Below are 26,931 nucleotides of genomic sequence, written 5' to 3'. Positions count from 1 at the left end.
CGGAGCCGCACATCAGACGCGGCCGGGAAGGGGCGGGGCAGGGGAAAAGCCCGCCGCAGGCGCGAGCCGGCCCGACCCCCAGCCCGCTACTTCGCCGGCACAGGCGCCAGCTTGTCCTCCATGCCCGGATGCGCCTCCAGCCAGCGGCGGGCCGAGTCCTTCTCGTGGCCCTTGCCGCCGTCCTTGACCGCGACCTCCAGCGACGCCAGTTCCTCGTCCGACATCTTGAAGTTCTTCAGCCACTCCGCGGCCTGCGGGAAGTCCTTGCCGAAGTCCTTCTTCGCGACGGTGTGGATCTGCTCGCCCTTGCCCCAGGCACCCTGCGGGTCCTTGAGCTTCTTGAGGTCGTACTTCCCGTAGGCCCAGTGCGGGGTCCACAGGGTCGTGACGATCGGCTCCTTCTTCTTGATCGCGCGGTCGAGCTCGGCGAGCATCGTGGCGGTCGAGGAGGAGACGACCTTGTACTCACCGTCGAGGCCGTACGCCTTGAGCACCTTGTCGTTGAGGGTGCCCATCATGCCGGCGCTGGACTCGATGCCGATGATCTTCCCGCCGAACTGCGCGCCCTTGCCCTTGAGGTCGGCGAGCGAGTCGATGCCCTTGACGTAGGACGGCACGGAGAGCTCCAGCGACGTCGGCCCGTACCAGGAGCCGAGGTCGGTGAGCTGGTTCGCGTAGCGGTCCCAGTACTGCTTGTGCGTCGTGGGCAGCCAGGAGTCGAACTGCACGTCCATCTGGCCCTGGGCGAGCGCGGTGTAGAGCGGGCCGGGGTCGAGCTGCTTGATGTCCGGCTTGAAGCCCCGGTCCTCCAGGATGTTCTGCCAGAGGTAGGTGGTGGCCACGGCCTCGTCCCAGGGGAAGTAGCCGAGCTTGATCTGCTTGCCGTCGCCGACGTTCTTGCCGGCGGCCACGTGCTGCTTGCCGTCGCCGCTCCCGGCGAGGTTCATGCCGCCCGCGACGAGCGCGAGGACGACGACGCCGACGGTGGCCACGGCCGTGCCGGGACGGTAGCTCAGGAACGAGGCGCCCCGCGCCGTCGCCGCCGCCTTGGCCAGGGCCCGGCGGCCGAGCGGGGAGACCCGCTGGTTGAGCGCGCCGGTCATGCGGTCCAGGTAGATGGCGAGGATGACGACCGCGAGGCCGCTCTCCACACCGCCGCCGATGTCGACCTGGGTGACCGCCGCGTAGACGGCCTCGCCGAGGCCGCCCGCGCCCGCCATGCCGGAGATGACGACCATGGACAGCGCCAGCATGATCACCTGGTTGATGCCCGCCATGATCGTGGGCAGGGCGAGGGGCAGCTGGACCCGCGTGAGGGTGTCGCGCGGCGTGGTGCCGAACGCCTTGGCGGCCTCGACCAGTTCACCGTCGACCTGGCGGATGCCGAGCTCGGTCATGCGTACGCCGGGCGGCATCGAGAACACCACGGTCGCGATCAGGCCGGGGATGGGCCCGATCGAGAAGAACATCACGCTGGGGATCAGATAGACGAAGCCCGGCATCGTCTGCATGACGTCCAGGACCGGGCGCAGCACATTGCTCACGGTGCGGCTGCGCGCGGCCCAGATGCCCAGCGGCACGGCGATCACGAGGGTGATCAGGCTCGCGACGAGGACGAGGGACAGCGTCGACATCGCCCGGTCCCACAGGCCGAAGGAGTCGACGAGCGCCAGGCCGGCGAAGGTGAGGACGGCGGGCAGGAGGCCGCGCAGCCACCAGGCGATCACGGCGAGGATGCCCGCCATGATCAGCGGGTGCGGGCCGCCGAGCACGGTGCCGACACCGTCGTACGCCCCGGTCAGCACGGTGTTGATGGCGTCGAAGAGCCAGCTGAGGTGGGTCTGGAGCCAGCTGACGGCGGACTCGACCCAGTTGCCGAAGTGGATCCTAGGCACGGGCGGTCACCTCCGCCTTCGGCTCGGGCGTCCCGGGGGCGGCGGCCTGCTGCGGGACGACCTTCGGCTCGTCGCCGAGGGCCGACAGCAGACGGTCGCGGGTGACCACACCGGCCAGCTCGCCGCGCTCGTCGGTGACGGCGACGGGGAGGTCGCTGTGCGAGAAGGGGGCGAACAGCTCGTGCACGGGGGTCTCGGCGGTGACCGTGGCGGGCGCGGCGTCGATGACCTCCCGGTCGCTGCCGGGGGCCGTGGAGTCGGCCATGATCGATCCGGCGGTGAGGACCCGGGAGCGGTCGACGTCCTGGATGAAGGAGGCGACGTAGTCGTTGGCGGGCCGGACGAGGATGTCCTCGGCCGTGCCGTTCTGCACGATCCGGCCGTCGCGCATGACGGCGATCCGGTCGCCCAGGCGCATGGCCTCGTTGAGGTCGTGGGTGATGAAGACGATGGTCTTCTTCAGCCGCGTCTGGAGGTCCAGCAGTTGGTCCTGCATATCACGGCGGATCAGCGGGTCGAGGGCGCTGAAGGACTCGTCCATCAGCAGCAGGTCGGCGTCGGTGGCCAGCGCGCGGGCGAGGCCCACGCGCTGCTGCATGCCGCCGGACAGCTCGTCGGGCCAGGAGGTCTCCCAGCCCTTGAGGCCCGCGAGCTCCAGGGCCTCCGCGGCCCGCTCCTCGCGCTCCTGGCGGGGCACCCCCTGCACCTCCAGGCCGTACGCGGCGTTCTCCAGCACACTGCGGTGCGGGAAGAGCGCGAAGTGCTGGAAGACCATGCTGATGCTGCGGGAACGGACCTCGCGCAGCTCGCGGGGAGCCAGCGCGGTCAGGTCCTGACCGTCGTAGAGGACACGTCCGGCGGTCGGTTCCAGCAGGCCGTTCAGCATGCGCAGCAGCGTGGACTTGCCGGATCCGGAGAGACCCATCACCACGAAGATCTGGCCGGCCTCCACCTCGAAGGAGGCGTCGATGACCGCCGCGGTGGTGCCGTCAGCGCGCAGCTCGTCACGGCTCGCGCCGCCTTCGAGCCGCTGGACGGCCGCTTCGGGTCGTTTGCCGAACACTTTGTACAGGTGCTCGGCGTGAAGCCTGGACACATACACCTCTCGGGTCGAACTCAGGAACGTCCCGGCCGCCCCCGTGCGGGCCCGGACGTGGAGCGGTGCGGTATCGGTCCGCGTGCCCGCCGCGCCTTGCGTAGCGGCGAGGTCCGCTCCGGTGCCGCGCCTGCCCCCGATCAATCCGGGCAAACGGAACAGTGATCCACTTCACATCCGCCGCCGGGGGTGACCGGGGAGTGTCAGTGGGATGCGGCATCATCGATCCGTGACGCGACGCCTGATGCTTCTGGACACAGCTTCCCTGTATTTCCGCGCCTATTTCGGTGTGCCGGATTCCGTTCGGGCCCCGGACGGCACCCCGGTGAACGCGGTGCGCGGCCTGCTCGACTTCATCGCCCGCCTGGTCCAGGACCACCAGCCCGACGACCTGGTGGCCTGCATGGACTTCGACTGGCGGCCGCAGTGGCGGGTCGACCTGATTCCGTCCTACAAGGCGCACCGCGTCGCGGAGGAGGTCGAGGGCGGGCAGGCCACCGAATATGTCGAGGAGACCCCGGACACCCTCTCCCCGCAGGTGCCGGTGATCGAGAGCGTGCTGGACGCGGTGGGCATCGCCCGGATCGGCGCCGTGGGATACGAGGCGGACGACGTGATCGGCACCCTCGCGGGCCGGGCGCCCGGCCCGGTGGACATCGTCACCGGCGACCGCGACCTCTATCAGCTGGTGGACGACCGGCGCGGGGTGCGGGTGCTGTATCCGCTCAAGGGCGTCGGCACCCTCCAGACCGTGGACGAGGCACTGCTGCGGGAGAAGTACGGGGTGGACGGCACCGGGTACGCGGATCTCGCGCTGCTGCGAGGTGACCCCAGCGACGGCCTGCCGGGGGTGCCGGGCATCGGCGAGAAGACGGCGGCGAAGCTGCTGGCCGCCCATGGCGACCTGGCCGGGATCATGGCCGCGGCCGACGACCCCGCCTCCAAGCTCACCCCGACGCAGCGCAAGCGGCTGCTGGAGGCCCGCCCGTATCTGGCGGTGGCGCCGAAGGTCGTACGGGTCGCGTCGGATGTGCCGCTGGCCCCCTTCGACGCCGCGCTGCCCGGCGAGCCGCGCGACCCGATGGCGCTGGAGGCACTGGCCGAGCAGTGGGGGCTGGGCGGTTCGCTCCAGCGGCTTCTGACGGTGCTCGCGGACCAGCCCTGCTAAGTTAGGTGTGCCTTACTTAGGAGGATGCCCGCGTGCGTCCTCGTCAGCGCGTACAGGGGAGACCGCCATGGCAGACCGTCCCGTCCGGAAGAAGCCGCAGCTCACTCGCGCGCACGTGGTGCGCACCGAGCGGCTGACGCCGCACATGGTGCGGGTGGTCCTGGGCGGCGAGGGCCTCGCGGACTTCGCCGCCGGTGAGCACTCCGACCATTATGTGAAGCTGCTCTTCCCGGTACCCGGTGTCACCTACCCGGAGCCGTTCGACATGGAGGCCGTCCGCCGCGACCTGCCGCGCGAGCAGTGGCCCAGCACGCGGACGTACACCGTGCGCGCCTTCGACCGCGAGCGGCGCGAGCTGGTGATCGACTTCGTGGTCCACGGTGACGAGGGCCTCGCCGGCCCCTGGGCGGCCTCCGTGCGGCCGGGTGCGGAGATCCGCTTCCTCGGCCCCGGCGGCGCCTACTCCCCCGACCCGGCCGCCGACTGGCACCTCCTGGCGGGTGACGAGAGCGCGCTGCCCGCGATCGCCGCCTCCCTGGAGCGGGTGCCCGCCGGGGTGCCGGTGCACGCTTTCGTCGAGGTCGCGGACGCGGCGGAGGAGCAGCGCCTGGACCTGCCCGCGGGCGTCGAGGTCACCTGGCTGCACCGCGACGGCGCCCCGGTGGGCGAGGCGCTGGTCAAGGCGGTGTGCTCGCTCGACTTCCCGCCTGGGAACGTCCACGCCTTCGTCCACGGCGAGGCGGGCTTCGTGAAGGAGCTCCGGCGCTTCCTGCGGGTCGAGCGCGAGGTGCCGCGCGAGCGTCTGTCGATATCGGGTTACTGGCGCCGCGGCCACGACGAGGACGGCTGGCAGGCGTCCAAGCGGGAGTGGAACCAGCAGGTGGAGGCGGAGCAGGAGGGGAAGGCCGCCTAGGCGGGAGCAACGGCCCGCACCCTGGCGGGGTTTACCGCCGTCGATATCCTCACCGCATGAAGACCCCCGCCCGCATGGCCCTCACGAGCGCGGCCACCGCCGCGCTCGTTCTCATATCCGCGCCCGGCGCCTTGGCCGACCCGTCCTGGGAGGTCACCGGCCAGCAGCCCACGCAGCGGGGGCGCGAGGCCACGTTCACCGTGACGGTGCAGGACGGGACCCTCGACGACAACAACGGCTATGTGACGCTGGAATCCCCCGCCTTCGCCAAGACGGTCAAGATCAAGGCGAAGCGGTTCCGGGAGGGCAAGGACGCCCAGCGCTACGCGATCGCCGCCGCCGTCGTCCTCTGCGACATCACGCCCGGCACCTACCCGGTCGCCCTCAAGGACCACGGCGAGGGCAAGGCCGTGCGGACCGTCGACCTGACCGTGGTGCCGGAGATGGACCCCGGCAACCGCGACTTCTGCGCCGGGCCCAGGAGTTACGACGACGCCGTGGACAAGACGAGCGAGGCCGCGCTCCAGGAGGACGAGGACTCCGGGTCCTCCGGCATGAGCACGGGGGCGCTGGTCGCTGTGAGCGCGGGGTCGGCGGTTGCGGCGGCGGCGCTTACGGCTCTGGGGACGTATGCGTTGGTACGGCGGCGGGCGCGTTTGGGCTCGGCGGAGCGGGATGAGTCCAACGGGGGGTGGTGACGCCGGGTGCGCGTGCGGCGCTTTGTTCCCCTACCCCGCCCCTTCCCGAAACCGGGGAGGCCCCGGACCCCGGCGGCCTTCGGTCGCGTCCTCAAACGCCGGACGGGCTGAATGCGCTGGCTACGGTCCGCGAAATCCAGCCCGTTGGGGGCACCTCCCAGCGGTAGCCGGGGGAGTTCGAGGACAACGCGGCGAAGCCGTGTTGCGGGGTCCGGGGCTCAGCCCCCCACGCGGCGCAGCCGCACATCAGACGCAGCCGGGAAGGGGCGGGGCCGGGGAGAAAGCCCGCCGCAAGCCACAGCGAACCTCACCCCACCGACGAGTAAGCCACAACCCCCCGCAGCAACCCGTCGACCGCCTTGCGTGCGTTCCGCGCGACCGGACTCCCCTGCGGAGCCGCCGCAGCGATCTGCCCGAGGACATCGATCAACTGCTTGCACCAGCGGACGAAATCCCCCGCCGGCATCTCGATGTCACGCAGCACCTCGTCCAGACCGTGCCCCTGCGCCCACCGGTACGCGGCCCAGGCGAAGCCCAGGTCCGGCTCGCGCTGGCCGACGCCCTCCGCCTGGTTGATCTTGTGCTCCTCCTCCAGCGCGTCGAGGCGGCCCCAGATCCGGATCATCTCGCCGAGCGCGGCCTGCGCCGGACCGGCGGGCAGCTTCGGCGGAGCGGCGTCGTCGGCCATGCGCGCCTCGTAGACGAGCGCCGAGGCGCACGCGGCGAGCTCCGCCGGCTGAAGACCGTCCCAGACGCCGTCGCGCAGGCACTCCGAGGCCAGCAGGTCCAGCTCGCCGTAGAGCCGGGCCAGCCGGCGGCCGTCCTCGGTGACCTCGTCGGCGCGCAGATAGCCGAGGTCGGTCAGGAGCCGGCAGATGCGGTCGAAGGTGCGGGCGATGGTGTTCGTCCGGCCCTCGATGCGGCGCTCCAGCTGGCGGGTGTCCCGCAGCAGCCGGTGGTAGCGCTCGGCCCAGCGGGCGTGGTCCTCGCGGTCGTTGCAGCCGTGGCACGGGTGCGCGCGGATGGCGGTGCGCAGCCGGGTGATCTCGGCGTCGTCGGCGGCCGCGGCCCGCTGCTTGCGGTGCCGGTCGGGCACGATGTGCCCGGCCTTGGTGCGCAGCGCGGAGGCGAGGTCGCGCCGGGACTGCGGGCTGCGGGCGTTGAAGGACTTGGGGACGCGCATCCGCTCCAGGGCCTCGACGGGCACCGGGAAGTCGATCGGCGCCAGCCGCTTGACCTGCCGCTCCGCGGTGAGCACCAGCGGGCGGGGCCCGTCGTGCGGGTCGAAGCCGCGGTGCCGGTCGGTGCGGCCCGCGGGCAGCCCGGGGTCGAGCACGAGGGCCAGGCCGGCGTACTTCCCGGCGGGCACGTGGATGACATCGCCCGGCTTGAGCTTCTCCAGCGCCGCGGCGGCGGCCGCCCTGCGCTGGCTGGCGCCGTGCTTGGCCAGCTCGGTCTCGCGGTCCTTGAGCTCGCGGCGCAGCCGCGCGTACTCCTCGAAGTCGCCGAGGTGGCAGGTGACGGCCTCGCGGTAACCCGCCAGGCCCTCCTCGTTCTTCTGCACCTGCCGGGAGATGCCGACGACCGACTTGTCCGCCTGGAACTGCGCGAAGGAGGTCTCCAGGAGCTCCCGCGAGCGGTGCCTGCCGAACTGCGAGACGAGGTTGACCGCCATGTTGTACGACGGCTTGAAGCTCGACCGCAGCGGATACGTACGCGTGCCGGCCAGGCCCGCGAGCGCGCCGGGGTCCATGGCGCGCTGCCACAGGACGACCGCGTGCCCCTCGACGTCGATGCCGCGCCGCCCGGCGCGGCCCGTCAGCTGGGTGTACTCGCCGGGGGTGATGTCGGCGTGCTGCTCGCCGTTCCACTTGACGAGCTTCTCCAGGACGACCGAGCGGGCCGGCATGTTGATGCCCAGCGCGAGGGTCTCGGTGGCGAAGACGGCCTTGACCAGGCCCTTGACGAAGAGCTCCTCGACCACCTCCTTGAAGGTGGGCAGCATCCCGGCGTGGTGCGCGGCGATGCCCCGCTCCAGCCCCTCCAGCCACTCGAAATAGCCCAGGACGTGGAGGTCCTCGTCGGGGATGGAGGCGGTGCGCTCCTCGACGATCTCGCGGACCCTGGCCCGCGCCTCGGTGTCGTTGAGCCGCAGCCCGGCGTACATGCACTGCTGGACGGCGGCCTCGCAGCCGGCCCGGCTGAAGATGAAGGTGATGGCGGGCAGCAGGCCCTCGGCCTCCAGCCGCTCGATGACCTCGACGCGGCTGGGGGTCCAGATCCGGCTGCGCTGGCGGCGCTCGCGCTCGCGGTCGGCCTCGCGGAGATTCTTGCCGCGGCGCCGGTCGCGACCGGCGAAGGGGCGGCTGTTCTCCATCCGGGCCAGCCGCACCAGGTCGGGGTTGACCTCGCGGCGCCCGGCGCCGGGGGTGCCCTCGGGGCTGTCCTTCTCCTCGAAGAGGTCGTACATCCGCCGGCCGGCGAGCACGTGCTGCCACAGCGGCACGGGCCGGTGCTCCGAGACGATCACCTCGGTGTCACCGCGGACGGTGTCCAGCCAGTCGCCGAACTCCTCGGCGTTGGAGACGGTGGCCGACAGGGACACCAGCGTCACCGAGTCCGGGAGGTGGATGATGACCTCCTCCCACACGGCGCCGCGGAAGCGGTCGGAGAGATAGTGCACCTCGTCCATGACCACGTAGCCCAGGCCGTCGAGCGCCTGCGAACCCGCGTAGAGCATGTTGCGCAGCACTTCGGTGGTCATGACGAGCACCGGGGCGTCGGCGTTGACGCTGTTGTCACCGGTCAGCAGGCCGACCTTGGCCGCGCCGTACCGCTTGACGAGATCGCTGTACTTCTGGTTCGACAGCGCCTTGATCGGCGTGGTGTAGAAGCACTTGCGGCCCTGTGTGAGGGCGAGGTGGACGGCGAACTCGCCCACGATGGTCTTGCCCGAGCCGGTGGGCGCCGCGACCAGCACGCCCTTGCCCGCTTCCAGGGCCTGACACGCCTCTATCTGGAAGGGGTCGAGCTCGAATTCGTACATCTCGCGGAAAGGGGCGAGCGCGGTGGCCTGCTCGGCGGCGCGGGCCCGGGACAGGGCGTAGCGCTCAGCAGGGGACATGTCGTCGGTCATCTTGTGTACGAGCCTACCGGGGACCCCTGACAGCGCACCCGATCTTTATCGAGCACCGGTGGCGCGGGCTCCGAGGAGGCGGACGGCGCCGGGGACCGCCGTGGCGGTGAGCGGCAGCGGGCCCAGCGGTTCGCCGTCCGCGTAGCCGGTGGTGCCGGGCGCCTCCAGGGTCACCTCGGCCGCCCGGTGGACGGTGACCGCGGGGTGCCCGAGGTGGGTGCCCTGGTAGACCTTGGGGAAGACCGTGAGGAGCGTGGAGCGGCTGCACGGGCCGACGACGGTGATGTCGAAGAGCCCGTCGTCCAGCCGCGCGCCGGCGCAGATGCGCATGCCGCCGCCGTACGAGCTGCCGTTGCCGACGGCGACGAGGGTGGCGTCGGCCTGCCGCGCGGGCCCGCCGTCGAGGGTGATGCGGTACGGCACGGGGCGCAGCGCGGCGAGCTCCGCGAGCAGCGCCACGTCGTAGCGCAGCCGTCCGGTGGGGAAGCGCAGCCGGTTGCCGCGGTCGTTGACGCGGGAGTCGAAGCCGGAGGCGAGGACGGTGCCGAACCAGGTGTCCCCGGCCCGCCCGAGGTCCACGGGCAGGCCGCCGTCCCCCTTGAGGGAGTCGGCGATGACGCGGGCGGCGGCCGCCGGGTCGCGTACGGGCAGACCGGCGGCGCGGGCGAAGTCGTTGCCGGTGCCGACGGCCACGACGCCGAGCGGGGTGGTGGTCCCGGCGACGGCCTGGAGCGCGAGGGAGCACATCCCGTCGCCGCCGACGGCTATCAGCGCCCCGGTGCCGCCCGCGACCGCGGCGCGGGCCCGGGTCAGGGCGTCGGCGGCGTCCTCGCCCAGCACCGTGCGGACGGAGAACCCGGCGTCGCGGAGCAGCCGGGCGGCGGGCTGGGTGGCCCGGGCGCCCCGCCCGCGGCCCGCCGTGGGGTTGACGAAGAGGGTGATGTCGCTGGTCACCCGCCGGACCTTAGCGGGTCCGGATACGCCCCAGGGGCGGCCGCTGCGACAGCGGCCGCCCCTGGGGCGTGGGCGGCTCCGGTGGCCGCCGCGGTACGTCAGGTGATGTCGTCGTAGCCGTTGCGGCGGGCCGGTCCGGCGCCGTGGTCGTCGGCCGAGCGTGCCGACAGCGAGGGCAGCGCCTCGGAATCGCCGACGGGCTGCGGGGTCAGGTCCAGCGGTGCCGCCTCGTCGTCGTCGAGGAGGTGGTCGGGGTTGGCCCGTTCCCGGCGCTTGTCGTTGAGGATCGAGAAGCCGACGGCTCCGAAGTACAGAATGCTGATCGGGACGGCGAGGACGCACATGCCGAAGGGGTCGGTGCTCGGCGTCGCGACGGCGCCGAAGACGAAGGTGCCCATGACGACACCACGCCACCACTTGAGCATGGTCCTGCCCGAGACCATGCCGACCATGTTCATCATGACCAGGATCAGCGGCAGCTCGAAGGAGAGGCCGAAGACGAGGATCATCCGGACGGTGAAGTCGAGGATGTCGTTCAGGCCCAGGGTGTTGGCCGCGGTCTCCGGGGTGACGCTGAGCAGCACCCGCATGCTGGCGGGCATGATCAGGTACGCCAGGTAGGCGCCCGCGACGAAGAGCGGGGCGGCGGTCGCCACGAAGGCGATCGTGTACTTCTTCTCGTTCTTGTGCAGCCCGGGCGCGAGGAACGCCCACAGCTGGTAGAGCCAGACCGGGGAGGAGACGGTGACACCCGCGAGCAGGCACACCTTCACCACGGTCGTGAACGGCGACGCCAGGGTGTTGAACGTGAGCACCGCGCAGTTGCCGCCATGGCTCTGCGACAGATCCCGGTTCGCGCACTTGGGCACCGGGCTGGACAGGAAGTCCATGATCTGCTTGTTGTAGAACGCGGCGATGATCGCGACCACGACGATGGCCAGCACGGCCTTCGCCAGGCGATTGCGCAGTTCACGCAGGTGGTCCGCGAGCGGCATCCGCCCCTCGGGGTCCTTCTCCTTCTTGCGGGCAGACTTGGGCAACCCACGTCCCTATCTCGTGCGGCAGACGGTCGCCACGGGCGGCCGTCCCATTCGTCCCTGGATCAGTGCTGCGGCGTGCGGTCGCTGGGCTCGTTCACCGGACGGGCGGCGACGTCGCCGGGCGCGGCCTTGATCGTACGGGGAGCCTGGGCGTCGGCGGGCGGGTCGGCCGGGGCGGAGGCGTTGTCCTGGCCCTCCGAGCGCATGGCCTTGGCCTCGCTCTTGAGGATCCGGGCGGACTTGCCGAGGGAGCGCGCCATGTCCGGGAGCTTCTTCGCACCGAACAGCAGGACAACGACGACGAGGATGAGGATGATCTCGGGGGCGCCGAGCCTTCCGAACATATGCGTTTACCTTCTCACCGAAGCGGCATGGGGGTGGGAACTGCCGACTGATCGGACATTTGTCCACCAGCTCTACGGCAGCGATCGTAACGCGCAGGGGTAAACGCTGGGCAATCCCCGCACGTACGCCCGGTTGCGACCCTCCGCCTCGTCAGCAGGGCCGCCCGAAACAGCGTACCGCCAGCTTCCGGGCCACAGGAGAGTGCTGCGGCCGCCCCCTGCCACTCCCGCCGCGGCTTCCGCTCAGTTCTGGCGGAAAGCCGACGCGGCCTGGCCGGCCAGCGGGGTCGCGGCCCGTTCGAGGTCCTCGGCCGCGCGGGTGATGCGCACCGAGCTCTCGGACACCTGCCGGGCCAGCCGCCGCACCTCCACGAGCACCCGGGCGGCGAGCACGCCGAGCACGGCGATGCCGCAGAAGGCGAGGGCGATGGCGAGCATGGGCCAGAACATGGGAGCGAGCCTATCGGGGTGTACGGGATGGCCGGAAAGGGCGGGCCGGACGGGCGCCGGCCCGGGTGTCACACCGACGAGTGCAGCCGGAGCGTCCGCACTCCGCCACCCGTGAGCAGCTCGATGATCCGCTCCCCCGCCGGCTTGCGGACGGCGGCGCCGCAGTCGGGGCAGGTGAAGGAGTAGAAGGTCGTCCGGTCGCTCGCGCCGATCGCCAGCCGCAGCGCCCCGGCGGCCAGCTCGAAGCGCCCCCGGCAGTCCGGGCAGGCCGCCTTGAAGACCGCGGCCACGGCCCGTCCGGCGTCCAGTACGTCCCCACCCATGCGTCCCGCCCCTCTCCCCGAAACCACCGTGGTCACTCCCCGTACGCCGCGAGGGCCTCACGGGCCGCGTCGCGCGCGCTGTCCGCCAGCTCCGGCGGGGTGACGATCCGCCCGTCGCGGCCGAGCCGCAGCGCCAGCCGGCGCAGCGACGCGGGGTCGGGGGTGCGCAGCGTGATCCGCAGCCCACCCTCGGGCAGTTCCTCGGCGCTGTCGTGCGGGTAGTACTCGGCGACCCAGCGGCCGCCGGGCCCGACCTCGATGACGACCTCCGGGTCCTCGGCCGCCGGCTGCACCAGGCCCTCGGAGAGGTCCCGCAGCTCCACGGGCGGCGGGTCGGAGTGCTCGTCCAGGATCCGGATCTCGGCCACCCGGTCGAGCCGGAAGGTGCGCCGTGCCTCCGAGAGCCTGCACCACGCCTCCATATAGGTGTGGCCCACGGCGAACAGCCGGATCGGGTCGACCTCGCGCTCGGTGAGCTCGTCCCGCGCGGGAGAGTAGTAGCGCAGCCAGACGCGGCGGCGCTCGGCGATGGCCCGGTCGACGTCGGCGAAGACGCCGCCCTCGGACTCGAAGGTGACCGAGAGGCGGGAGCTGGCACCGGCGGCCTCGCCCGCCGCGGCCTCGATCTTGGCGGTGGCGCGCACCAGGGCCTGCCGGTCGCCCTCGCGCAGGCCGGGCAGGGTCGCCACGGCGCGCGCGGCGACCAGCAGCGCGGTGGCCTCGTCGGCGGCGAGCCGCAGCGGCTCACCGGTACTCGTGCCGGACGCGTCCGGGTTGTGCCACCAGATGCGGTCGCCGTCGGTGTCGATGTCCAGCAGGTCACCGCCGCGGAAGCTGGTGCCGCACATCGGCAGCACGTCGAGGTCGCCGATCAGCTCGTCCTCGGTGATCCCGAAGGCGCGCGCGACATCGGCGACCCGGGCGCCGGGGCGCTCCCGCAGATAGGTGACCAGCGACAGCATCCGCCGGGTCTGGTCAATGGCGTTTCCGGCCATAAGAAGGGAGTCCGTCCTCTTTCCCGCTCTGATCCTGCTTCGCTTCAGCCCTTGGCCACGGCACGCAGCCGGTCCAGCACATCGGCCCGCAGCTCGGCGGGTTCCAGCACGATCACGTCCGGGCCGAACTCGACCAGCCAGGCGTCCAGCCCGTGGCCGTACGGAATCTCCAGCTCGTCCCAGCCGTCGCCCAGGGCGCGGGCGGCGAGGGCGCGGGCGCGCAGCGGATAGCCGTGGCCGGCCCGCACCTTGATCCGGGCGGTGCCGGTCGCGGTCTCCCCCGCCCAGCTCTCGACCGTCCCGCGGACGGTCACATGGTCGGGCACGGGGGCGGTGAAGGGGATGCCGCGCGAGCGCACCCGGCCGGTGATCCGGGAGAGCCGGAAGACCCGCTCGGCACCGCGGTCGCGGTCCCAGCCCGCCAGATACCAGTGGCCACGCCAGCACTCCAGCGTCCAGGGCTCGACGTGCCGCTGCTCGGGGCGCGCGGCGTTGGCCTTGCGGTAGTCGAAGGTGACGGGGCGGCGGTCGCGGGCGGCGAGCATCAGCGGTTCGAAGGCCGCCTCATGCACGGGGATGCGCGGTTCGAGCGCCATGTTGCCCTCGTACGGATCCTCCGCGAGCGGCATCCCGGCGGCGCGCAGCTTCTGGAGCGCGCCGCTGGCGGCACCGGCGAGACGCGCCTGCTGCCAGACCTTGGCGGCCAGGCCCAGGGCGGCGGCCTCCTCGACATCGAGAGTGACGGGCGGGAGGCGGTTGCTGTCGCGGCGGGCGAGGTAGCCGGTCTCGCCGTCGACGCTCTCCACGGTCTCGATGATCAGACCGAGCTCGCGGAGGTCGTCCTTGTCGCGCTCGAACATGCGGTTGAAGGCGTCATCGCCGCCGTTGCCCGTGCCCTCGCCGCCCGAGGCCGCGCTCCGCCCGGGCCCGGGCCCGGAGCCGGTTCCGTGTCCCGGCCCGAAGGCTTCGAGGTACGCCTCGATCGAGGCCCGCAGCTCCCGCTTGCTGAGCGGACGGCGCGTGCCCAGCAGGCACAGCGCCAGGTTCATCAGCCGCTCGGCCTTGGCAATCGCCATCGACGCCCTCTCTACTTGTGCTCTCAACCGCTGACCGTACCGCTCGGTGGTCGTACGACAAAAGCCGAGGGCCCATGCCCGCAGGCATGGGCCCTCGGCCCGTCACTCGCTCATGCCGGAGGGCGTCAGCGCTTGGCGACACCCATCAGGTCGCAGACGAAGATCAGGGTCTCGCCCGGGGCGATGGCATTGCCCGCGCCGCGGTCGCCGTAGGCCAGGTGGGCCGGGATGACCAGCTTGCGGCGGCCACCGACCTTCATGCCCTGGACACCCTTGTCCCAGCCCTCGATGACCTGGCCGACGCCGAGCTGGAACTCCAGCGCCTGGCCGCGGTTCCAGCTCGCGTCGAACTCCTCGCCGGTGGAGAAGGCCACGCCCACGTAGTGGACCTTGACGAAGTCCTTGGCCTCGGCGACGGCGCCGTCGCCCTCCCAGATGTCCTTGATCTCAAGGTCGGTGGGGGCCGGGCCCTCGGGGAAGTCGATCTCGGGCTTGTCGATGCTCACGAAAGCTCTCCTGTGAAAAATCCTGCGGACAACCGGGCAAGTCTGGCAGATGCCACGGGGAAGGCGGACCCGGAGGTCAGACCTTGCCCACGATGTCGACGACGAAGACGAGGGTGTTCTTGTCGAGACCGCTCTGCGACTGGCCCTCGTAGGCCAGCTTCGGCGGGATGACCAGCTCGACGCGGTCACCGACGTGCTTGCCGACCAGGCCCTTGTCCCAGCCCTGCACGACCGAGCCGGTGCCGATCTGGAAGGCGGTGGCGCCACCGTGGTCCCAGGAGGAGTCGAACTTCTTGCCGTCCTCCCACTTCACGCCGGTGTACTGCGCGATCAGACCGTCACCGGCCTTGACCTCCGCGCCGTCGCCCTTGATCAGCAGCTGCTGCTTGAGGTCGGTCGGCGCCTTCTCGTCCTTGGGGATGGTGATCTCCGCGGCCTTCTGCGGGGCGGCCTTCACCTCGGGCATGCCCGAGTCCGGCTTGGCCTGCTCACCCTTGGCCTCGCTCTTCGGGTCGACCTTCTGCGTCCCGACGATGTCGATGACCCACACCAGGCCGTCCTCGGGGCTGACCCCGGCCTGCGGGTTGAGCTCCTCGCCCACCAGCGCCTTGGCCGTGCCCTCGACCTCGATCCGGCTGCCGGCCTTCTTGCCGACGACCTCGTCCAGCACCTTCGTGGGCAGCTCGCGGCCGGGCTGGCCGGTCTGCGCCACGGCCTGGCGCCGCGGGCCCTTCTCGGCGCCGCCGGTCGGCGACATCCAGCTGCTGACGAGCGGCTTGTCCGCCTTCATCGCCTGACCGACATAGTCGAGCCGGACGAACGCGCCCTTCTCCACGGTGGCGCCCTTGCCCTCGACCAAGGTCTTCGTCGAGACCTTGTCACCGGCCTTGGCGTCCTTCGGCGCGGAGATGTCCGGCTTATCCCCGAACTTCCCCTCCACCTTCACCTTGGAGTCGGACGAGCCACTGTCGTCGGACCCGCACGCCGCGGCAGTGAACAGCAGGACAGGCACGGCCAACGCCGCGGCGAGGCGACGCGTGTTCTTCGTGAGGTTCATCAGTCCAACTCGGGCTAGGGGGGTCTGAGCAGTGCCCGCCACTCTACGGCCTGAGCCACGTGGATCAACCGCTGCCCGACACGGCAGCGCGCCGGGTGCGGCCCGGCGCGCCACGGTGACGGACGGCGGACGGAACTACATCCCGGCGATCAGCTTCTCCACCCGGTCGTCCACCGAACGGAACGGGTCCTTGCACAACACCGTGCGCTGCGCCTGGTCATTGAGCTTCAGGTGCACCCAGTCGACGGTGAAGTCCCGGCGCTGCTCCTGGGCCCGCCGGATGAAGTCACCGCGCAGCCGGGCCCGAGTGGTCTGCGGGGGCACGGACTTGCCCTCGAAGATCTTCAGGTCATTGCACACCCGGGCCGCCTGGCCGCGCTTCTCCAGGAGGTAGTAGAGCCCGCGGCGGCGGTGGATGTCGTGGTACGCGAGATCTATCTGCGCGATCCGCGGGTGCGACATGGTGATGTTGTTCTTCGCGCGGTAGCGCTCGATGAGGCGGTACTTCATCACCCAGTCGATCTCGGTGTCGATCCGGTCGAGGTCCTCGTCGCGGATCGCCTCCAGGGTGCGGCCCCACAGCTCCAGGACCCGCTCGACCGTGCCCGTGCGGATGCCGCGGCGCTCGCAGAAGTCGACGGCCTTCTCGTAATACTCCTGCTGGACCTCCAGGGCCGACGCCTCGCGACCGCTGGCGAGCCGCACCTTGCGGCGGCCGGTGATGTCGTGGCTGACCTCGCGGATCGCCCGGATCGGATTCTCCAGGGTCAGGTCGCGCATCACCGTCCCGGCCTCGATCATCCGCAGGACGAGGTCGGTGGCGCCCACCTTCAGCAGCATCGTCGTCTCGGACATGTTCGAGTCGCCGACGATCACATGCAGGCGGCGGTAGCGCTCGGCGTCCGCGTGCGGCTCGTCCCGGGTGTTGATGATCGGGCGCGATCTCGTCGTCGCGGAGCTGACGCCCTCCCAGATGTGCTCCGCGCGCTGGCTCACGCAGTAGACCGCGCCACGCGGGGTCTGGAGCACCTTGCCCGCGCCGCACAGCAGCTGCCGGGTGACGAGGAAGGGAATGAGGATGTCCGCCAGGCGGGAGAACTCACCGTGCCGGGCCACGAGATAGTTTTCATGGCAACCGTAGGAGTTTCCGGCCGAGTCGGTGTTGTTCTTGAACAGATAGACGTCGCCCGCGATCCCCTCCTCGTGCAGGCGCCGTTCGGCATCGACGAGGAGTCCTTCGAGAATGCGCTCGCCCGCTTTGTCGTGGGTGACCAGCTCGATCACACTGTCGCACTCCGGAGTCGCGTATTCGGGGTGCGAACCCACATCCAGATAGAGACGAGCACCGTTGCGCAGGAAGACATTGCTGCTGCGCCCCCAGGAAACGACACGGCGGAAGAGGTAGCGCGCCACTTCGTCAGGTGACAGTCGGCGCTGTCCCCTGAACGTGCACGTGACGCCGTACTCGTTCTCCAGCCCGAAAATGCGGCGGTCCATGCCTGAACATTACGCCTGAACCCCTGTGCTGAAACCGGGTTCGACCGTACCGTTCCGATCATTTTCCGACCGGGCCACGACCGTGGACGGGGCCTTCGGCGCCCGCAGGGCGCGCCGCGCCAGGACGAGCACCAGCAGCGCCGCGAATCCGCCGCACACCGCGACCGCGAACCCCGCCGTGACACCGCCGCCGTTCTCCACCGCCGGGCCCGCGAGGGCCGTGCCGATGGCCGCGCCCACGCCGAAGGACGTCACCAGCCAGGAGAACGCCTCGGTGACCGTGCCGCGCAGCGCGTGCCGGTCGACGACGACGAACGCGCAGGCCAGCGACGGCGCCAGGAAGACGCCCGCCACACCGGCCAGCACCGTCATCGCGACGACGCCGGGCACCAGCAGCAGCGGCACGTAGCAGACCGCGAGTCCGGCCACGAGCACCCGCAGCCGCTGCTCCGGGGTGCCCGGCCACTGGCGGGCGCCGTAGATCGTGCCGCCGATGAGAGCGCCCACGCCGAGGGCGGAGAGGAGGTAGCCGGCGACCGTGTCGCCGCCGTGGTCGCCGCCGTAGGCGACCGCCGCCAGGGCGATCGAGCCCAGCGCCGAACCGATGCAGAAGAACGCCCCGAGCAGCACCAGCAGTCCGCGCGAGCGCAGCGCGCCCAGCCAGTGCGCGTCGCGGGGCTCGCTGCGCCACTGCCGCGAGGGCGGCGAGGTGACGACCGCGAGCGCGCCGAGGACGCCGAGCAGGTTGATGACGTAGAGCGCGCCGGCCGGGGACCAGCAGGCGACGAAGCCGGTGATGATCAACGGCCCGACGACGTACATCACTTCCTGCGCGATGGCGTCGAGGGAGTACGCGGCGTGGATGCGCCCCTCGTCCTTGAGGACCGACGGCCACAGCGCGCGCAGCCCGCCCTCCAGCGGTGGCGTGAAGAAGCCGGCCACGACCATGGCGAGGTAGGGCAGCGGCAGCGGGCCGAGGCTCCCGACGGCGAAGAGGGTCATGCCGAGCGCGGACAGCACGGCCGCGGGGAACATCACCTTCGGCTGGCCGTAGAGGTCGACGGCCCGGCCGAGCAGCGGCTGGCCGACGGCGTTGGCCACGCCGTAGACGGCGGAGAGGGCGCTGGCGAGCGCGAGGCTGCCGCCCTCGGCGCGCACGAACAGCACGATCGCGAGCGCGGCGGTGGCGTTCGGCAACCGCCCCACGAGGGTGCCGGTCAGCAGACGCGCCGCGTACCGCGTCCTGAGCATGTCGCCGTAACCGGCCGCCATCGATGACTCCTGCTTCTCTTCCCGAGGGGTCGGGTTTTACGTATAACCGTTGACGTTATACGTACCATGATGAGGCTCCGCCGGTCCACCGGGCCGCCTGCGGCGAGCGAGCGAACGGGGAGGCTGCCAGTGTCGAGCGATTCTCGGCGGACGGACGACGCACGGGCCACGGACACGGCGGCCGGGGACGACGGCCGGGCGTCGGCCGAGGACGGCGCCGGGGGCACCCCGCACCCCGGCCGGACGCGGGCCGGCGGTGACGGGGCCGCGCCGGGCGAGCGGGGTGCCGGGCGGCCGGATCCGGTGCGGAGCGAGCCGCGCGGCGGGGACGAGGCCGGCCGGCCCGCCGGCCGGTGGCCCAGCATCCGGGGGCCCCGCACCGGGGCCCGGGCCACGAGCCGGGATGTGGCGCGGGTCGCGGGGGTGTCACAGGCGACCGTCTCGCTCGTCATGGGTGAGAAGTGGCGCGGGCGGGTCTCCGAGCGGACCGCCGAGGCCGTGCGGTCCGCGGCCCGCAGCCTGGGCTACCGCCCCAACCTCGCCGCCCGCGACCTCCGGCTCGGCCGGGCCAGGACCGCCCTGCTGGTCGTCCCGGCGCTCACCAACGAGTTCTTCGCCCGCGTCTACACCGGCGCGGCCCGCGTCGCCGCCGAGCACGGCGTCGGCGTGCTCCTCTACCCCTCACCGGAGGGCGTCGGCCCCGCCCGCGACCCCTTCGCCTCGGCGCGCGCGACGCTCGACGGCATCATCGCCTCCTCCATGGCGGCGGACGCCCTGGCCGCCATCCGCGAGGGCGGGCTGCCGCTGGTGATGCTCGACAGCGATCCGCGGCGCGCCGAGACGGCGGCGACCGTCAACTTCGACGTCGCGGACGGCATGCGGCAGGTGGCCGGGCACCTGCTCGCGCTCGGCCACCGGCGCTTCACGCACCTGGCGGCCGATGTCGACTCATGGACCTTCCACGTACGGGCCGGGGCGCTCGCCGACGCGCTGCGCGGGGTGCCCGGCGCGGAGCTGCACACCGAGCCCGCCGCGCTCGCCGTCGCCGACGGCCTGCGGGCCGCGGAGCGCGCCCTCACCCGGCCGGGCGCCCGTCCGACCGCACTGATCTGCGACGACGACATCCTGGCGGCGGGCGCGTGCAAGGCGGCCCGGCGGCTCGGGCTGCGGGTGCCCGACGACGTCTCGGTGACCGGCTTCGACGACCTCTCCCTGGCGACGGCCGTCGAACCCGAGCTGACCACCGTCCGGCTGCCCGCGGAGGCCGTCGGCGAGGCGGGCATGCGCACGCTGATGGCGGTGCTCGACGGCCGCGCCACCACGGCGCCCGCGCTGCCGGTCGAGCTGGTGGTGCGGGGCAGCACGGCAGAGGCCGGGCGGGCCGGAAGATCCGGCCCGCCCGGCCTCTGAGGGGTCAAGCGTCAGCTCTCGGCGGAGCCGGTTTCCGGCTCCGCCGCCGCGTCCTCCTCGCCGTCGGCCGGAACGGCCTCGCCGTCCAGCAGACGGGAGAGCTGGCGGCCCAGCACCCGCTTGAACTTGCGCTGCTGCGGCCGCGTCCGGTCCAGGACGGCGACCTCCAGCTGCTCGGCGGTGAGCGTGCGCTCCCCGCCGTTGTTGTCCCGGGTCAGGGACTCGACCGCGAGCTTGAGCGCCTCGGCCAGGGTCATCCCGTCCCGGTGGCGCTGGTCGAGATAGCTGCTGATCTGGTCGGCGTTGCCGCCGACCGCGACCGAGCCGTGCTCGTCGACGATGGAACCGTCGTGCGGCAGGCGGTAGATCTGGTCGTCCTCGGGGCCCGCCCCGACCTCGGCGACGATCAGCTCGACCTCGTACGGCTTCTCCCCGGCGCTGGAGAAGATGTTGCCCAGCGTCTGGGCGTAGACATTGGCAAGGCCGCGGGCGGTGACATCGTCGCGGTCGTAGGTATAGCCCCGCAGGTCGGCATAGCGGACGCCGCCGATGCGGAGGTTCTCGAACTCGTTGTACTTCCCCACCGCCGCGAAGGCGATCCGGTCGTAGATCTCACTGACCTTGTGCAGCGCGCGGGACGGGTTCTCGGCCACGAAGACGACGCCGTCGGCGTACTGGAGCACGACGACGCTGCGGCCGCGCGCGATGCCCTTGCGGGCGTACTCGGCGCGGTCGGCCATGGCCTGCTGGGGTGAGACATAGAACGGCGTCGACACCGGCTATCCGTCCCTTTCTGTCATAGACGAGTACATTCCGTGGAACCTCAGAGCAGTGCGGCGCGCGGCCCGTCCGGCTCCTCGAGCCGCCGGTCGTGGATCGCGCGGACGATCTCGGAGCACTGCGCCTCGGTCAGCTTCCGGAAGCCCTCGTCGGTGATGACGGTGACGATCGGATAGATGCGGCGCGCGAGGTCGGGCCCGCCCGTCGCGGAGTCGTCGTCGGCGGCGTCGTAGAGCGCCTGGACGACGAGCGTGGCGGTCTGACTCTCCGTCAGGTCCTCGCGGAAGAGCTTCTTCAACGAGCCGCGCGCGAAGACCGATCCGGAGCCGGTGGCCGCGAAGCCGCGCTCCTCGGAGCGGCCGCCGGTCACGTCGTAGGAGAAGATCCGGCCCTTCTGCCGGTCGACGTCCCAGCCGGCGAAGAGCGGCACCACGGCGAGGCCCTGCATGGCCATGCCGAGGTTGCTGCGGATCATCGTGGACAGCCGGTTGGCCTTGCCCTCCAGCGAGAGCTGGACGCCCTCGACCTTCTCGAAGTGCTCCAGTTCGAGCTGGAAGAGCTTGACCATCTCCACGGCCAGCCCCGCCGTGCCCGCGATCCCGACGGCCGAGTACTCGTCGGCCGGGAAGACCTTCTCGATGTCGCGCTGCGCGATGACATTGCCCATCGTCGCCCTGCGGTCACCGGCCAGCACCACGCCGCCGGGGAACGACGCCGCGACGATGGTCGTCCCGTGCGGGGCCTCCACGGCGCCCTTCACCGGAGGCATCGGGCGATTGCCCGGCAGCAGTTCCGGCGAGTGCGCGCCGAGGAAGTCCATGAACGAGGAGGACCCGGGCGTCAGGAAGGCCGCCGGCAGACGCCCGGTGCTACGAGTGTTGGCTTCCACACGTTTCCTTCCACATATGCGGCGGCCCGCCCCCATGACGTCCGCCCGATCGTGATGCCCCAACGCCGCTTGCAGCTGAAGCACAGTACGCCAGGGACCTTACCCGTCCCTTGATCGCGATCCACCCGCCCGGACGGAGCAGCGGGACAGATCACGTCGGCGACCTCTCCGCGACCCCGCCGGGGCGGACAACTCGGCCTGACCCAGGCCGTACTCGCGACAGGAGCGGCGGACTACTCGCCGCCCTTCTGCACGAAGCTCCGGACGAAGTCCTCCGCGTTCTCCTCGAGGACGTCGTCGATCTCGTCGAGCACGGAGTCGACGTCGTCGGAGAGCTTCTCCTGCCGCTCCTTGAGATCCTCCGAGACCTGCGCGTCCTGCGCCTGCTCCTCCACGTCCTCCGTGGATCGCGTGGCCTTCTGCTGCCCGCCGCCGGTGTCCTTGGTCGCCATATCCCTCACCCCGCTCGGTTCGACGTACAAGATCGGACGTTCTCGTTCAGACCCTACAAGCAGGGTCCGACATCGGCCCTGTACTTGCTACAACGTCCCGGAACCACCGTGATGATTCCCGGTTCCCCGCTTCTCAGACCCCTCAGCCGCCCGAAAGCACCCGCACCAGCTCCTCCGCGGTGCGGCAGCGGTCCAGGAGCTCCTTGACGTGGTTGCGCGTGCCGCGCAGCGGCTCCAGGGTGGGCACCCGCTGCAGGGAGTCCCGGCCCGGCAGATCGAAGATCACCGAGTCCCAGGACGCGGCCGCCACGTCGTCGGCGTACTGTTCGAGACAGCGGCCGCGGAAGTACGCCCGGGTGTCCTCCGGCGGTGCCGTGCGGGCGCGCTCGACCTCGGTCTCGTCCAGCAGGCGCTTCATCCTGCCGCGGGCCGCGAGGCGGTTGTAGAGGCCCTTGCCGGCCCGCACGTCGGCGTACTGCAGGTCCACCAGGTGCAGCCGGGCCGCGTCCCAGTCCAGGCCGTCCCGGCGCCGGTAGCCCTCCAGGATCTCGCGCTTGGCCACCCAGTCCAGCTCCCCGGCGAGGCTCATCGGGTCGTGCTCCAGCCGCCCCAGCACGTCCTCCCAGCGGCCGAGCACGTCCTTGGTCTGCTCGTCGGCGTCCGCCCCGAAGCGGTCCTCCACGTATTTGCGGGCCAGCTCGAAATACTCCATCTGGAGCTGGACGGCCGTGAGCGTGCGTCCGCTACGGAGCGTGACGAGGCGCTTGAGGGTCGGGTCGTGGCTGACCTGGTGGAGAGTGCGGACGGGCTGCTCGACGGCGAGGTCGGCGGTGATGAACCGGTCCTCGATCATCGACAGCACCAGGGCGGTGGTGCCGAGCTTGAGGTAGGTGGAGATCTCCGAGAGGTTGGCGTCGCCGATGATCACATGCAGCCGGCGGTACTTCTCCGCGTCGGCGTGCGGCTCGTCGCGGGTGTTGATGATGGGCCGCTTGAGCGTGGTCTCCAGGCCGACCTCGACCTCGAAGTAGTCCGCGCGCTGGCTGAGCTGGAAGCCGTGCTCCCGGCCGTCCTGTCCGATGCCCACCCGGCCCGCCCCGGTGACCACCTGCCGGGAGACGAAGAAGGGCGTCAGGTGGCGCACGATGTCCGAGAAGGGGGTCTCCCGCTTCATCAGGTAGTTCTCGTGGGTGCCGTAGGAGGCGCCCTTGTTGTCGGTGTTGTTCTTGTAGAGGTGGATCGGCTGGGCTCCGGGCAGCTGGGCGGCGCGCTCGGCGGCCTCGGCCATGATCCGCTCCCCCGCCTTGTCCCAGAGGACGGCGTCCCGCGGATTGGTGATCTCCGGGGAGCTGTACTCGGGGTGCGCGTGGTCGACGTACAGCCGGGCCCCGTTGGTGAGGATGACATTGGCCAGGCCGATGTCCTCGTCCGTGAGCTGGCTGGAGTCGGCGGCCTCGCGGGCGAGGTCGAAGCCGCGGGCGTCCCGCAGCGGATTCTCCTCCTCGAAGTCCCAGCGGGCTCGTCGCGCCCGGTGCATCGCCGCCGCGTACGCGTTGACGATCTGGGACGAGGTGAGCATGGCATTGGCGTTCGGGTGACCGGGGACGGAGATCCCGTACTCCGTCTCAATGCCCATTACTCGCCGTACGGTCATGCGGCCCTCCTTGCCCGGCGGCGCCCCGGAATGGGGTCGGCGCTCAAGTACCGCTGCGCTTCCGGTCCGTGTGCTCCCCCACGCGCTGAGCGGTGGTACCGAAGAGCCTAGAACGGCTTTGCGGCGGTGGGGAGATCATTACAGTCATTGCTCCGGTTCGTGCCGTACCCGGTCGATCGGCGCCGTCGTGGCGGAATCCTGCCGCACACCTGGCGGGAAATCTCGCGGGGACCCGGGGGCCCGCCGAAAAGGCGGCGGAAAACGCGTCCGGCCACGGACGCCCTGGGTGTCCCCCCGCCAAAGCGGGGGGTAGGACATCCGCAGCCGGACGACGGTTTTACAGATACTGACCGGTGTTGGCCACCGTGTCGATGGAGCGACCGGTGTCGGCACCCTGCTTTCCGGTGACGAGGGTGCGGATGAAGACGATCCGCTCGCCCTTCTTTCCGGAGATGCGGGCCCAGTCGTCCGGGTTGGTGGTGTTGGGCAGGTCCTCGTTCTCCTTGAACTCGTCCACGCAGGCGGCGAGCAGGTGGGAGACGCGCAGGCCCTTCTGGTTGTGGTCCAGGAATGCCTTGATCGCCATTTTCTTGGCCCGGTCCACAATGTTCTGGATCATCGCGCCGGAGTTGAAGTCCTTGAAGTAGAGGACTTCCTTGTCACCATTGGCGTAGGTGACCTCCAGGAAGCGGTTCTCCTCGGATTCCGCGTACATCTGCTCGACCACCGACTGGATCATCCCGGCCACGGCCGCCTTGGCGTCGCCGCCGTGCTCGGCGAGGTCGTCCGTGTGGATGGGCAGGGTGGCCGTGAGGTACTTCGAGAAGATGTCCTTGGCGGCCTCCGCGTCCGGACGCTCGATCTTGATCTTCACATCGAGCCGGCCGGGGCGCAGGATCGCGGGGTCGATCATGTCCTCGCGGTTGGAGGCGCCGATGACGATGACGTTCTCCAGGCCCTCCACGCCGTCGATCTCGGAGAGCAGCTGCGGGACGATGGTGTTCTCCACGTCCGAGCTGACGCCGGAGCCGCGGGTGCGGAAGAGGGAGTCCATCTCGTCGAAGAAGACGATGACGGGCGTGCCCTCGCTCGCCTTCTCCCTGGCCCGCTGGAAGATCAGCCGGATGTGCCGCTCGGTCTCGCCGACGTACTTGTTGAGCAGCTCGGGGCCCTTGATGTTCAGGAAGAAGCTCTTCCCCGCGGGCTGACCGGTGACCTCCGCGACCTTCTTGGCAAGGGAGTTGGCGACGGCCTTGGCGATGAGCGTCTTGCCGCAGCCGGGCGGGCCGTACAGCAGCACGCCCTTGGGCGGCCGCAGTTCGTGCTCCTTGAAGAGGTCGGGGTAGAGGTAGGGGAGCTCGACCGCGTCGCGGATCAGCTCGATCTGGTTGCCCAGTCCGCCGATCTTCGTGTAGTCGATGTCCGGGACCTCTTCGAGGACGAGCTCCTCGACCTCGCTCTTCGGGATGACCTCGTAGACGTAGCCGGATCGGGATTCGAGCAGCAGGGCGTCGCCGGGGCGGATGGTGGTGTCCAGCAGCGGCTCGGCGAGCCTCACCACCCGCTCCTCGTCGGTGTGCCCGATGACCAGTGCGCGCTCGCCGTCCTCAAGGATCTCCTTGAGGGTGACGATGTCACCGGCCCGCTCGAACTCCATGGCTTCGACCACGTTGAGCGCTTCGTTGAGCATGACCTCCTGGCCTCGCCGGAGGTCGTCGAGCTCGAGGGTGGGGCTGACATTGACCCGGAGCTTGCGGCCTCCGGTGAAGATGTCCGCCGTACCGTCCTCGTTCGCCTGCAGGAAGACCCCGAAGCCGGCCGGCGGCTGCGCGAGCCGGTCGACTTCCTCCTTGAGCGCGACGATCTGGTCGCGGGCCTCGCGGAGGGTATTGGCGAGCCGCTCGTTCTGAGCGGACACCCCGGCCAGGTTCGTCTGGAGCTCGACGATCCGCTCTTCGAGAATCCTCGTGTGACGCGGAGAGTCGGCGAGCTTGCGCCGCAGGACGGCGATCTCCTGCTCGAAATAGGCAACCTGGCTCGCGAGGTCGTCAGACCCTCGTCCCGGCCGGATGCCGCGGTTCATGTCGTCGTCGTGGGCTGCCACGGTCCTCACCTCCTCCAAGGGGAGCTGGACGCTTCCTGACCCTACCTGGGCGGGTGCAGGTTGAAACCCCTAGATCACAAACCCGGTCGGAGTGTGTCCGATCTTCACCCTTGCGCACGTCCCCACAGCAGGGGAATACCCACCCATCAACATCGGAAAGCGGGCGGTTGTATCGTCGAGTCGGTCAACACCCGTCAGGGCTGGCTCCAATTGATTCACGTACGCAGGAAACGGCAGGGCGAGATGACCGTGCAGAACGAAGACCACGCCGGGGCTCCCGGAAGCGCCGGGGCCGCCGAAGCCACCACGGCGGAGGCCGCCGGCGCGGAGCCACTGGAGGTCTGGATCGACCAGGATCTCTGCACGGGCGACGGCATCTGCGCGCAGTACGCCCCGGATGTCTTCGAGCTGGACATCGACGGCCTGGCGTATGTGAAGAGCGCCGACGACGAGCTGTTGCAGGACCCGGGCGCCACGACCCCGGTGCCGCTGCCGCTGCTGACCGACGTGCGGGACTCGGCGAAGGACTGCCCGGGCGACTGCATCCACGTCCGCCGCGTCTCCGACAAGGTCGAGGTCTACGGCCCCGACGCGGAGTGACGGATCACACACTCCCCGCGACCGGCAGGGCGGTGAGCGCGAACTTGCCGTCGCGCCACCGCCATTCGACATTCCGGCTCCTGTCGGGGCAGCAACGCGGCACTCTCGCGGAGGAGTAGCCGAGCAGAGTGGCCGAAACAGCCTCCCCTGTCACGCGGAAGCCCGTGACGCTCATCTTCTCCGCGGGGTCGACCAGGGTGGCCAGGACGCGCGGCGGCCGCCCCTGGGCGGACGGCGGCGCGAGGACGTAGACCCCGCTGGCCGGGGTGCCGCCGCCGGAGGCGCAGCGCACCACGGCGGTGGTCTCGGGCCGTCCGTCACCGTCGAGGTCGGCGGCGGCCTGGCGTACGACGTCGACCGGCCCGCCACCGCAGTCGAGCGGGAAGTGCGCGGCGCGGGCGTCCGGGGCGGGGCCGGACGGGGCCGTGGCGCCGGGCGTCGAAGCGGCGGCGGTCTCGTCGCGCGGTCCGACGAGCAGGGCGCAGACGACCACGGCGGCCAGCGCGGCCGCGGTGATCACCCAGTGCACGGGGCGCGCCCGGTGGTGCGGGAGTGGTTCGGAGGCCGTGGACGGGGTGTGCCCTGCCGGTGGCTGCACGCGCGCTGACTCCTGTGAGCTGGG

25 protein-coding genes are annotated in these 26,931 nt (G+C 71.1%); 5 read left to right on the top strand and 20 right to left on the bottom strand.

The window, feature by feature from the left end; translation table 11 throughout:
* Window positions 1-86 precede the first annotated feature (86 nt).
* Window positions 87-1,895 (bottom strand): ABC transporter permease/substrate binding protein, encoded by a 1,809-nt coding sequence (locus ACH427_RS24855; protein WP_398872640.1) that lies wholly within the window; start codon window positions 1,893-1,895, stop codon window positions 87-89.
* Complete coding sequence (locus ACH427_RS24850; protein ID WP_398872638.1) at window positions 1,888-2,991, bottom strand: glycine betaine/L-proline ABC transporter ATP-binding protein; 1,104 nt, start codon at window positions 2,989-2,991, stop codon at window positions 1,888-1,890. Before ACH427_RS24850 ends, ACH427_RS24855 begins: the two co-directional genes overlap by 8 nt.
* 244 nt (window positions 2,992-3,235) lie before the next feature.
* On the opposite strand from ACH427_RS24850, the gene ACH427_RS24845 reads away from it, so the two are divergent.
* The 3 genes from ACH427_RS24845 to ACH427_RS24835 all read left to right on the top strand — a co-directional run bounded on the left by ACH427_RS24845 (window position 3,236) and on the right by ACH427_RS24835 (window position 5,770).
* Window positions 3,236-4,159, top strand: coding sequence for a 5'-3' exonuclease H3TH domain-containing protein (locus tag ACH427_RS24845; RefSeq protein WP_398872739.1), 924 nt, complete (start codon window positions 3,236-3,238; stop codon window positions 4,157-4,159).
* A 67-nt stretch (window positions 4,160-4,226) separates the two neighbouring features.
* Window positions 4,227-5,072 carry a siderophore-interacting protein gene (locus tag ACH427_RS24840; protein ID WP_398872636.1) on the top strand — a complete coding sequence of 282 codons (846 nt, stop codon included), beginning with the start codon at window positions 4,227-4,229 and terminating at the stop codon, window positions 5,070-5,072.
* A gap of 56 nt (window positions 5,073-5,128) precedes the next feature.
* Window positions 5,129-5,770 carry a hypothetical protein gene (locus ACH427_RS24835; RefSeq protein WP_398872634.1) on the top strand — a complete coding sequence of 214 codons (642 nt, stop codon included), beginning with the start codon at window positions 5,129-5,131 and terminating at the stop codon, window positions 5,768-5,770.
* A gap of 307 nt (window positions 5,771-6,077) precedes the next feature.
* Here ACH427_RS24835 and ACH427_RS24830 read toward each other — a convergent pair whose 3' ends face one another.
* The 12 genes from ACH427_RS24830 to ACH427_RS24775 all read right to left on the bottom strand — a co-directional run bounded on the left by ACH427_RS24830 (window position 6,078) and on the right by ACH427_RS24775 (window position 18,420).
* A complete protein-coding gene (locus ACH427_RS24830) occupies window positions 6,078-8,906 on the bottom strand; it encodes a DEAD/DEAH box helicase (protein WP_398872633.1) in 2,829 nt (942 codons plus the stop codon).
* A gap of 45 nt (window positions 8,907-8,951) precedes the next feature.
* A complete protein-coding gene (locus ACH427_RS24825; RefSeq protein WP_398872631.1) occupies window positions 8,952-9,860 on the bottom strand; it encodes a diacylglycerol kinase in 909 nt (302 codons plus the stop codon).
* Window positions 9,861-9,958: 98 nt separating this feature from the next.
* Window positions 9,959-10,855 carry a twin-arginine translocase subunit TatC gene (tatC, locus tag ACH427_RS24820; RefSeq protein ID WP_398872737.1) on the bottom strand — a complete coding sequence of 299 codons (897 nt, stop codon included), beginning with the start codon at window positions 10,853-10,855 and terminating at the stop codon, window positions 9,959-9,961.
* Window positions 10,856-10,962: 107 nt separating this feature from the next.
* Complete coding sequence (gene tatA / locus ACH427_RS24815) at window positions 10,963-11,244, bottom strand: Sec-independent protein translocase subunit TatA (protein ID WP_398872629.1); 282 nt, start codon at window positions 11,242-11,244, stop codon at window positions 10,963-10,965.
* Window positions 11,245-11,487: 243 nt separating this feature from the next.
* Window positions 11,488-11,694, bottom strand: coding sequence for a hypothetical protein (locus ACH427_RS24810; protein WP_398872627.1), 207 nt, complete (start codon window positions 11,692-11,694; stop codon window positions 11,488-11,490).
* Window positions 11,695-11,762: 68 nt separating this feature from the next.
* A complete protein-coding gene (locus tag ACH427_RS24805) occupies window positions 11,763-12,017 on the bottom strand; it encodes a hypothetical protein (protein WP_398872625.1) in 255 nt (84 codons plus the stop codon).
* Window positions 12,018-12,049: 32 nt separating this feature from the next.
* Window positions 12,050-13,012, bottom strand: coding sequence for a helix-turn-helix transcriptional regulator (locus tag ACH427_RS24800; protein ID WP_398872623.1), 963 nt, complete (start codon window positions 13,010-13,012; stop codon window positions 12,050-12,052).
* A 44-nt stretch (window positions 13,013-13,056) separates the two neighbouring features.
* A complete protein-coding gene (locus ACH427_RS24795; RefSeq protein WP_398872621.1) occupies window positions 13,057-14,088 on the bottom strand; it encodes a helix-turn-helix transcriptional regulator in 1,032 nt (343 codons plus the stop codon).
* Window positions 14,089-14,213: 125 nt separating this feature from the next.
* Window positions 14,214-14,594 (bottom strand): FKBP-type peptidyl-prolyl cis-trans isomerase, encoded by a 381-nt coding sequence (locus ACH427_RS24790; protein WP_398872619.1) that lies wholly within the window; start codon window positions 14,592-14,594, stop codon window positions 14,214-14,216.
* 76 nt (window positions 14,595-14,670) lie between these two features.
* A complete protein-coding gene (locus ACH427_RS24785) occupies window positions 14,671-15,651 on the bottom strand; it encodes an FKBP-type peptidyl-prolyl cis-trans isomerase (RefSeq protein WP_398872617.1) in 981 nt (326 codons plus the stop codon).
* A 135-nt stretch (window positions 15,652-15,786) separates the two neighbouring features.
* On the bottom strand, window positions 15,787-17,148 hold the full coding sequence (pafA, locus tag ACH427_RS24780) for a Pup--protein ligase (protein ID WP_116210878.1): 1,362 nt from the start codon (window positions 17,146-17,148) through the stop codon (window positions 15,787-15,789).
* 9 nt (window positions 17,149-17,157) lie between these two features.
* Window positions 17,158-18,420 carry an MFS transporter gene (locus ACH427_RS24775; RefSeq protein WP_398872615.1) on the bottom strand — a complete coding sequence of 421 codons (1,263 nt, stop codon included), beginning with the start codon at window positions 18,418-18,420 and terminating at the stop codon, window positions 17,158-17,160.
* A gap of 405 nt (window positions 18,421-18,825) precedes the next feature.
* On the opposite strand from ACH427_RS24775, the gene ACH427_RS24770 reads away from it, so the two are divergent.
* A complete protein-coding gene (locus ACH427_RS24770; RefSeq protein WP_398872735.1) occupies window positions 18,826-19,830 on the top strand; it encodes a LacI family DNA-binding transcriptional regulator in 1,005 nt (334 codons plus the stop codon).
* An 11-nt stretch (window positions 19,831-19,841) separates the two neighbouring features.
* Here ACH427_RS24770 and prcA read toward each other — a convergent pair whose 3' ends face one another.
* The 5 genes from prcA to arc all read right to left on the bottom strand — a co-directional run bounded on the left by prcA (window position 19,842) and on the right by arc (window position 25,709).
* A complete protein-coding gene (gene prcA / locus ACH427_RS24765) occupies window positions 19,842-20,606 on the bottom strand; it encodes a proteasome subunit alpha (protein ID WP_398872613.1) in 765 nt (254 codons plus the stop codon).
* Window positions 20,607-20,653: 47 nt separating this feature from the next.
* On the bottom strand, window positions 20,654-21,499 hold the full coding sequence (prcB, locus tag ACH427_RS24760; RefSeq protein ID WP_398872611.1) for a proteasome subunit beta: 846 nt from the start codon (window positions 21,497-21,499) through the stop codon (window positions 20,654-20,656).
* Between the two features lie 233 nt (window positions 21,500-21,732).
* The gene (locus tag ACH427_RS24755) at window positions 21,733-21,951 is read right to left on the bottom strand and encodes a ubiquitin-like protein Pup (RefSeq protein ID WP_058045164.1); all 219 of its coding nucleotides are present in this window, start codon (window positions 21,949-21,951) and stop codon (window positions 21,733-21,735) included.
* Window positions 21,952-22,093: 142 nt separating this feature from the next.
* On the bottom strand, window positions 22,094-23,605 hold the full coding sequence (gene dop / locus ACH427_RS24750) for a depupylase/deamidase Dop (protein ID WP_398872609.1): 1,512 nt from the start codon (window positions 23,603-23,605) through the stop codon (window positions 22,094-22,096).
* A gap of 337 nt (window positions 23,606-23,942) precedes the next feature.
* Window positions 23,943-25,709, bottom strand: a complete 1,767-nt coding sequence (gene arc / locus ACH427_RS24745; RefSeq protein ID WP_398872606.1) for a proteasome ATPase — start codon at window positions 25,707-25,709, stop codon at window positions 23,943-23,945.
* Window positions 25,710-25,952: 243 nt separating this feature from the next.
* Here arc and ACH427_RS24740 point away from each other — a divergent pair, with 243 nt between their 5' ends.
* On the top strand, window positions 25,953-26,309 hold the full coding sequence (locus ACH427_RS24740; RefSeq protein WP_398872604.1) for a ferredoxin: 357 nt from the start codon (window positions 25,953-25,955) through the stop codon (window positions 26,307-26,309).
* A 4-nt stretch (window positions 26,310-26,313) separates the two neighbouring features.
* Here ACH427_RS24740 and ACH427_RS24735 read toward each other — a convergent pair whose 3' ends face one another.
* On the bottom strand, window positions 26,314-26,907 hold the full coding sequence (locus ACH427_RS24735) for a hypothetical protein (RefSeq protein WP_398872602.1): 594 nt from the start codon (window positions 26,905-26,907) through the stop codon (window positions 26,314-26,316).
* Window positions 26,908-26,931: the final 24 nt, after the last annotated feature.

The organism is Streptomyces sp. NPDC020379 (assembly GCF_044387105.1).
Taxonomy (GTDB): Bacteria; Actinomycetota; Actinomycetes; order Streptomycetales; family Streptomycetaceae; genus Streptomyces.
Note: the sequence above shows the minus strand (reverse complement) of the source record. Positions and strands in the feature narration are given on the sequence as shown.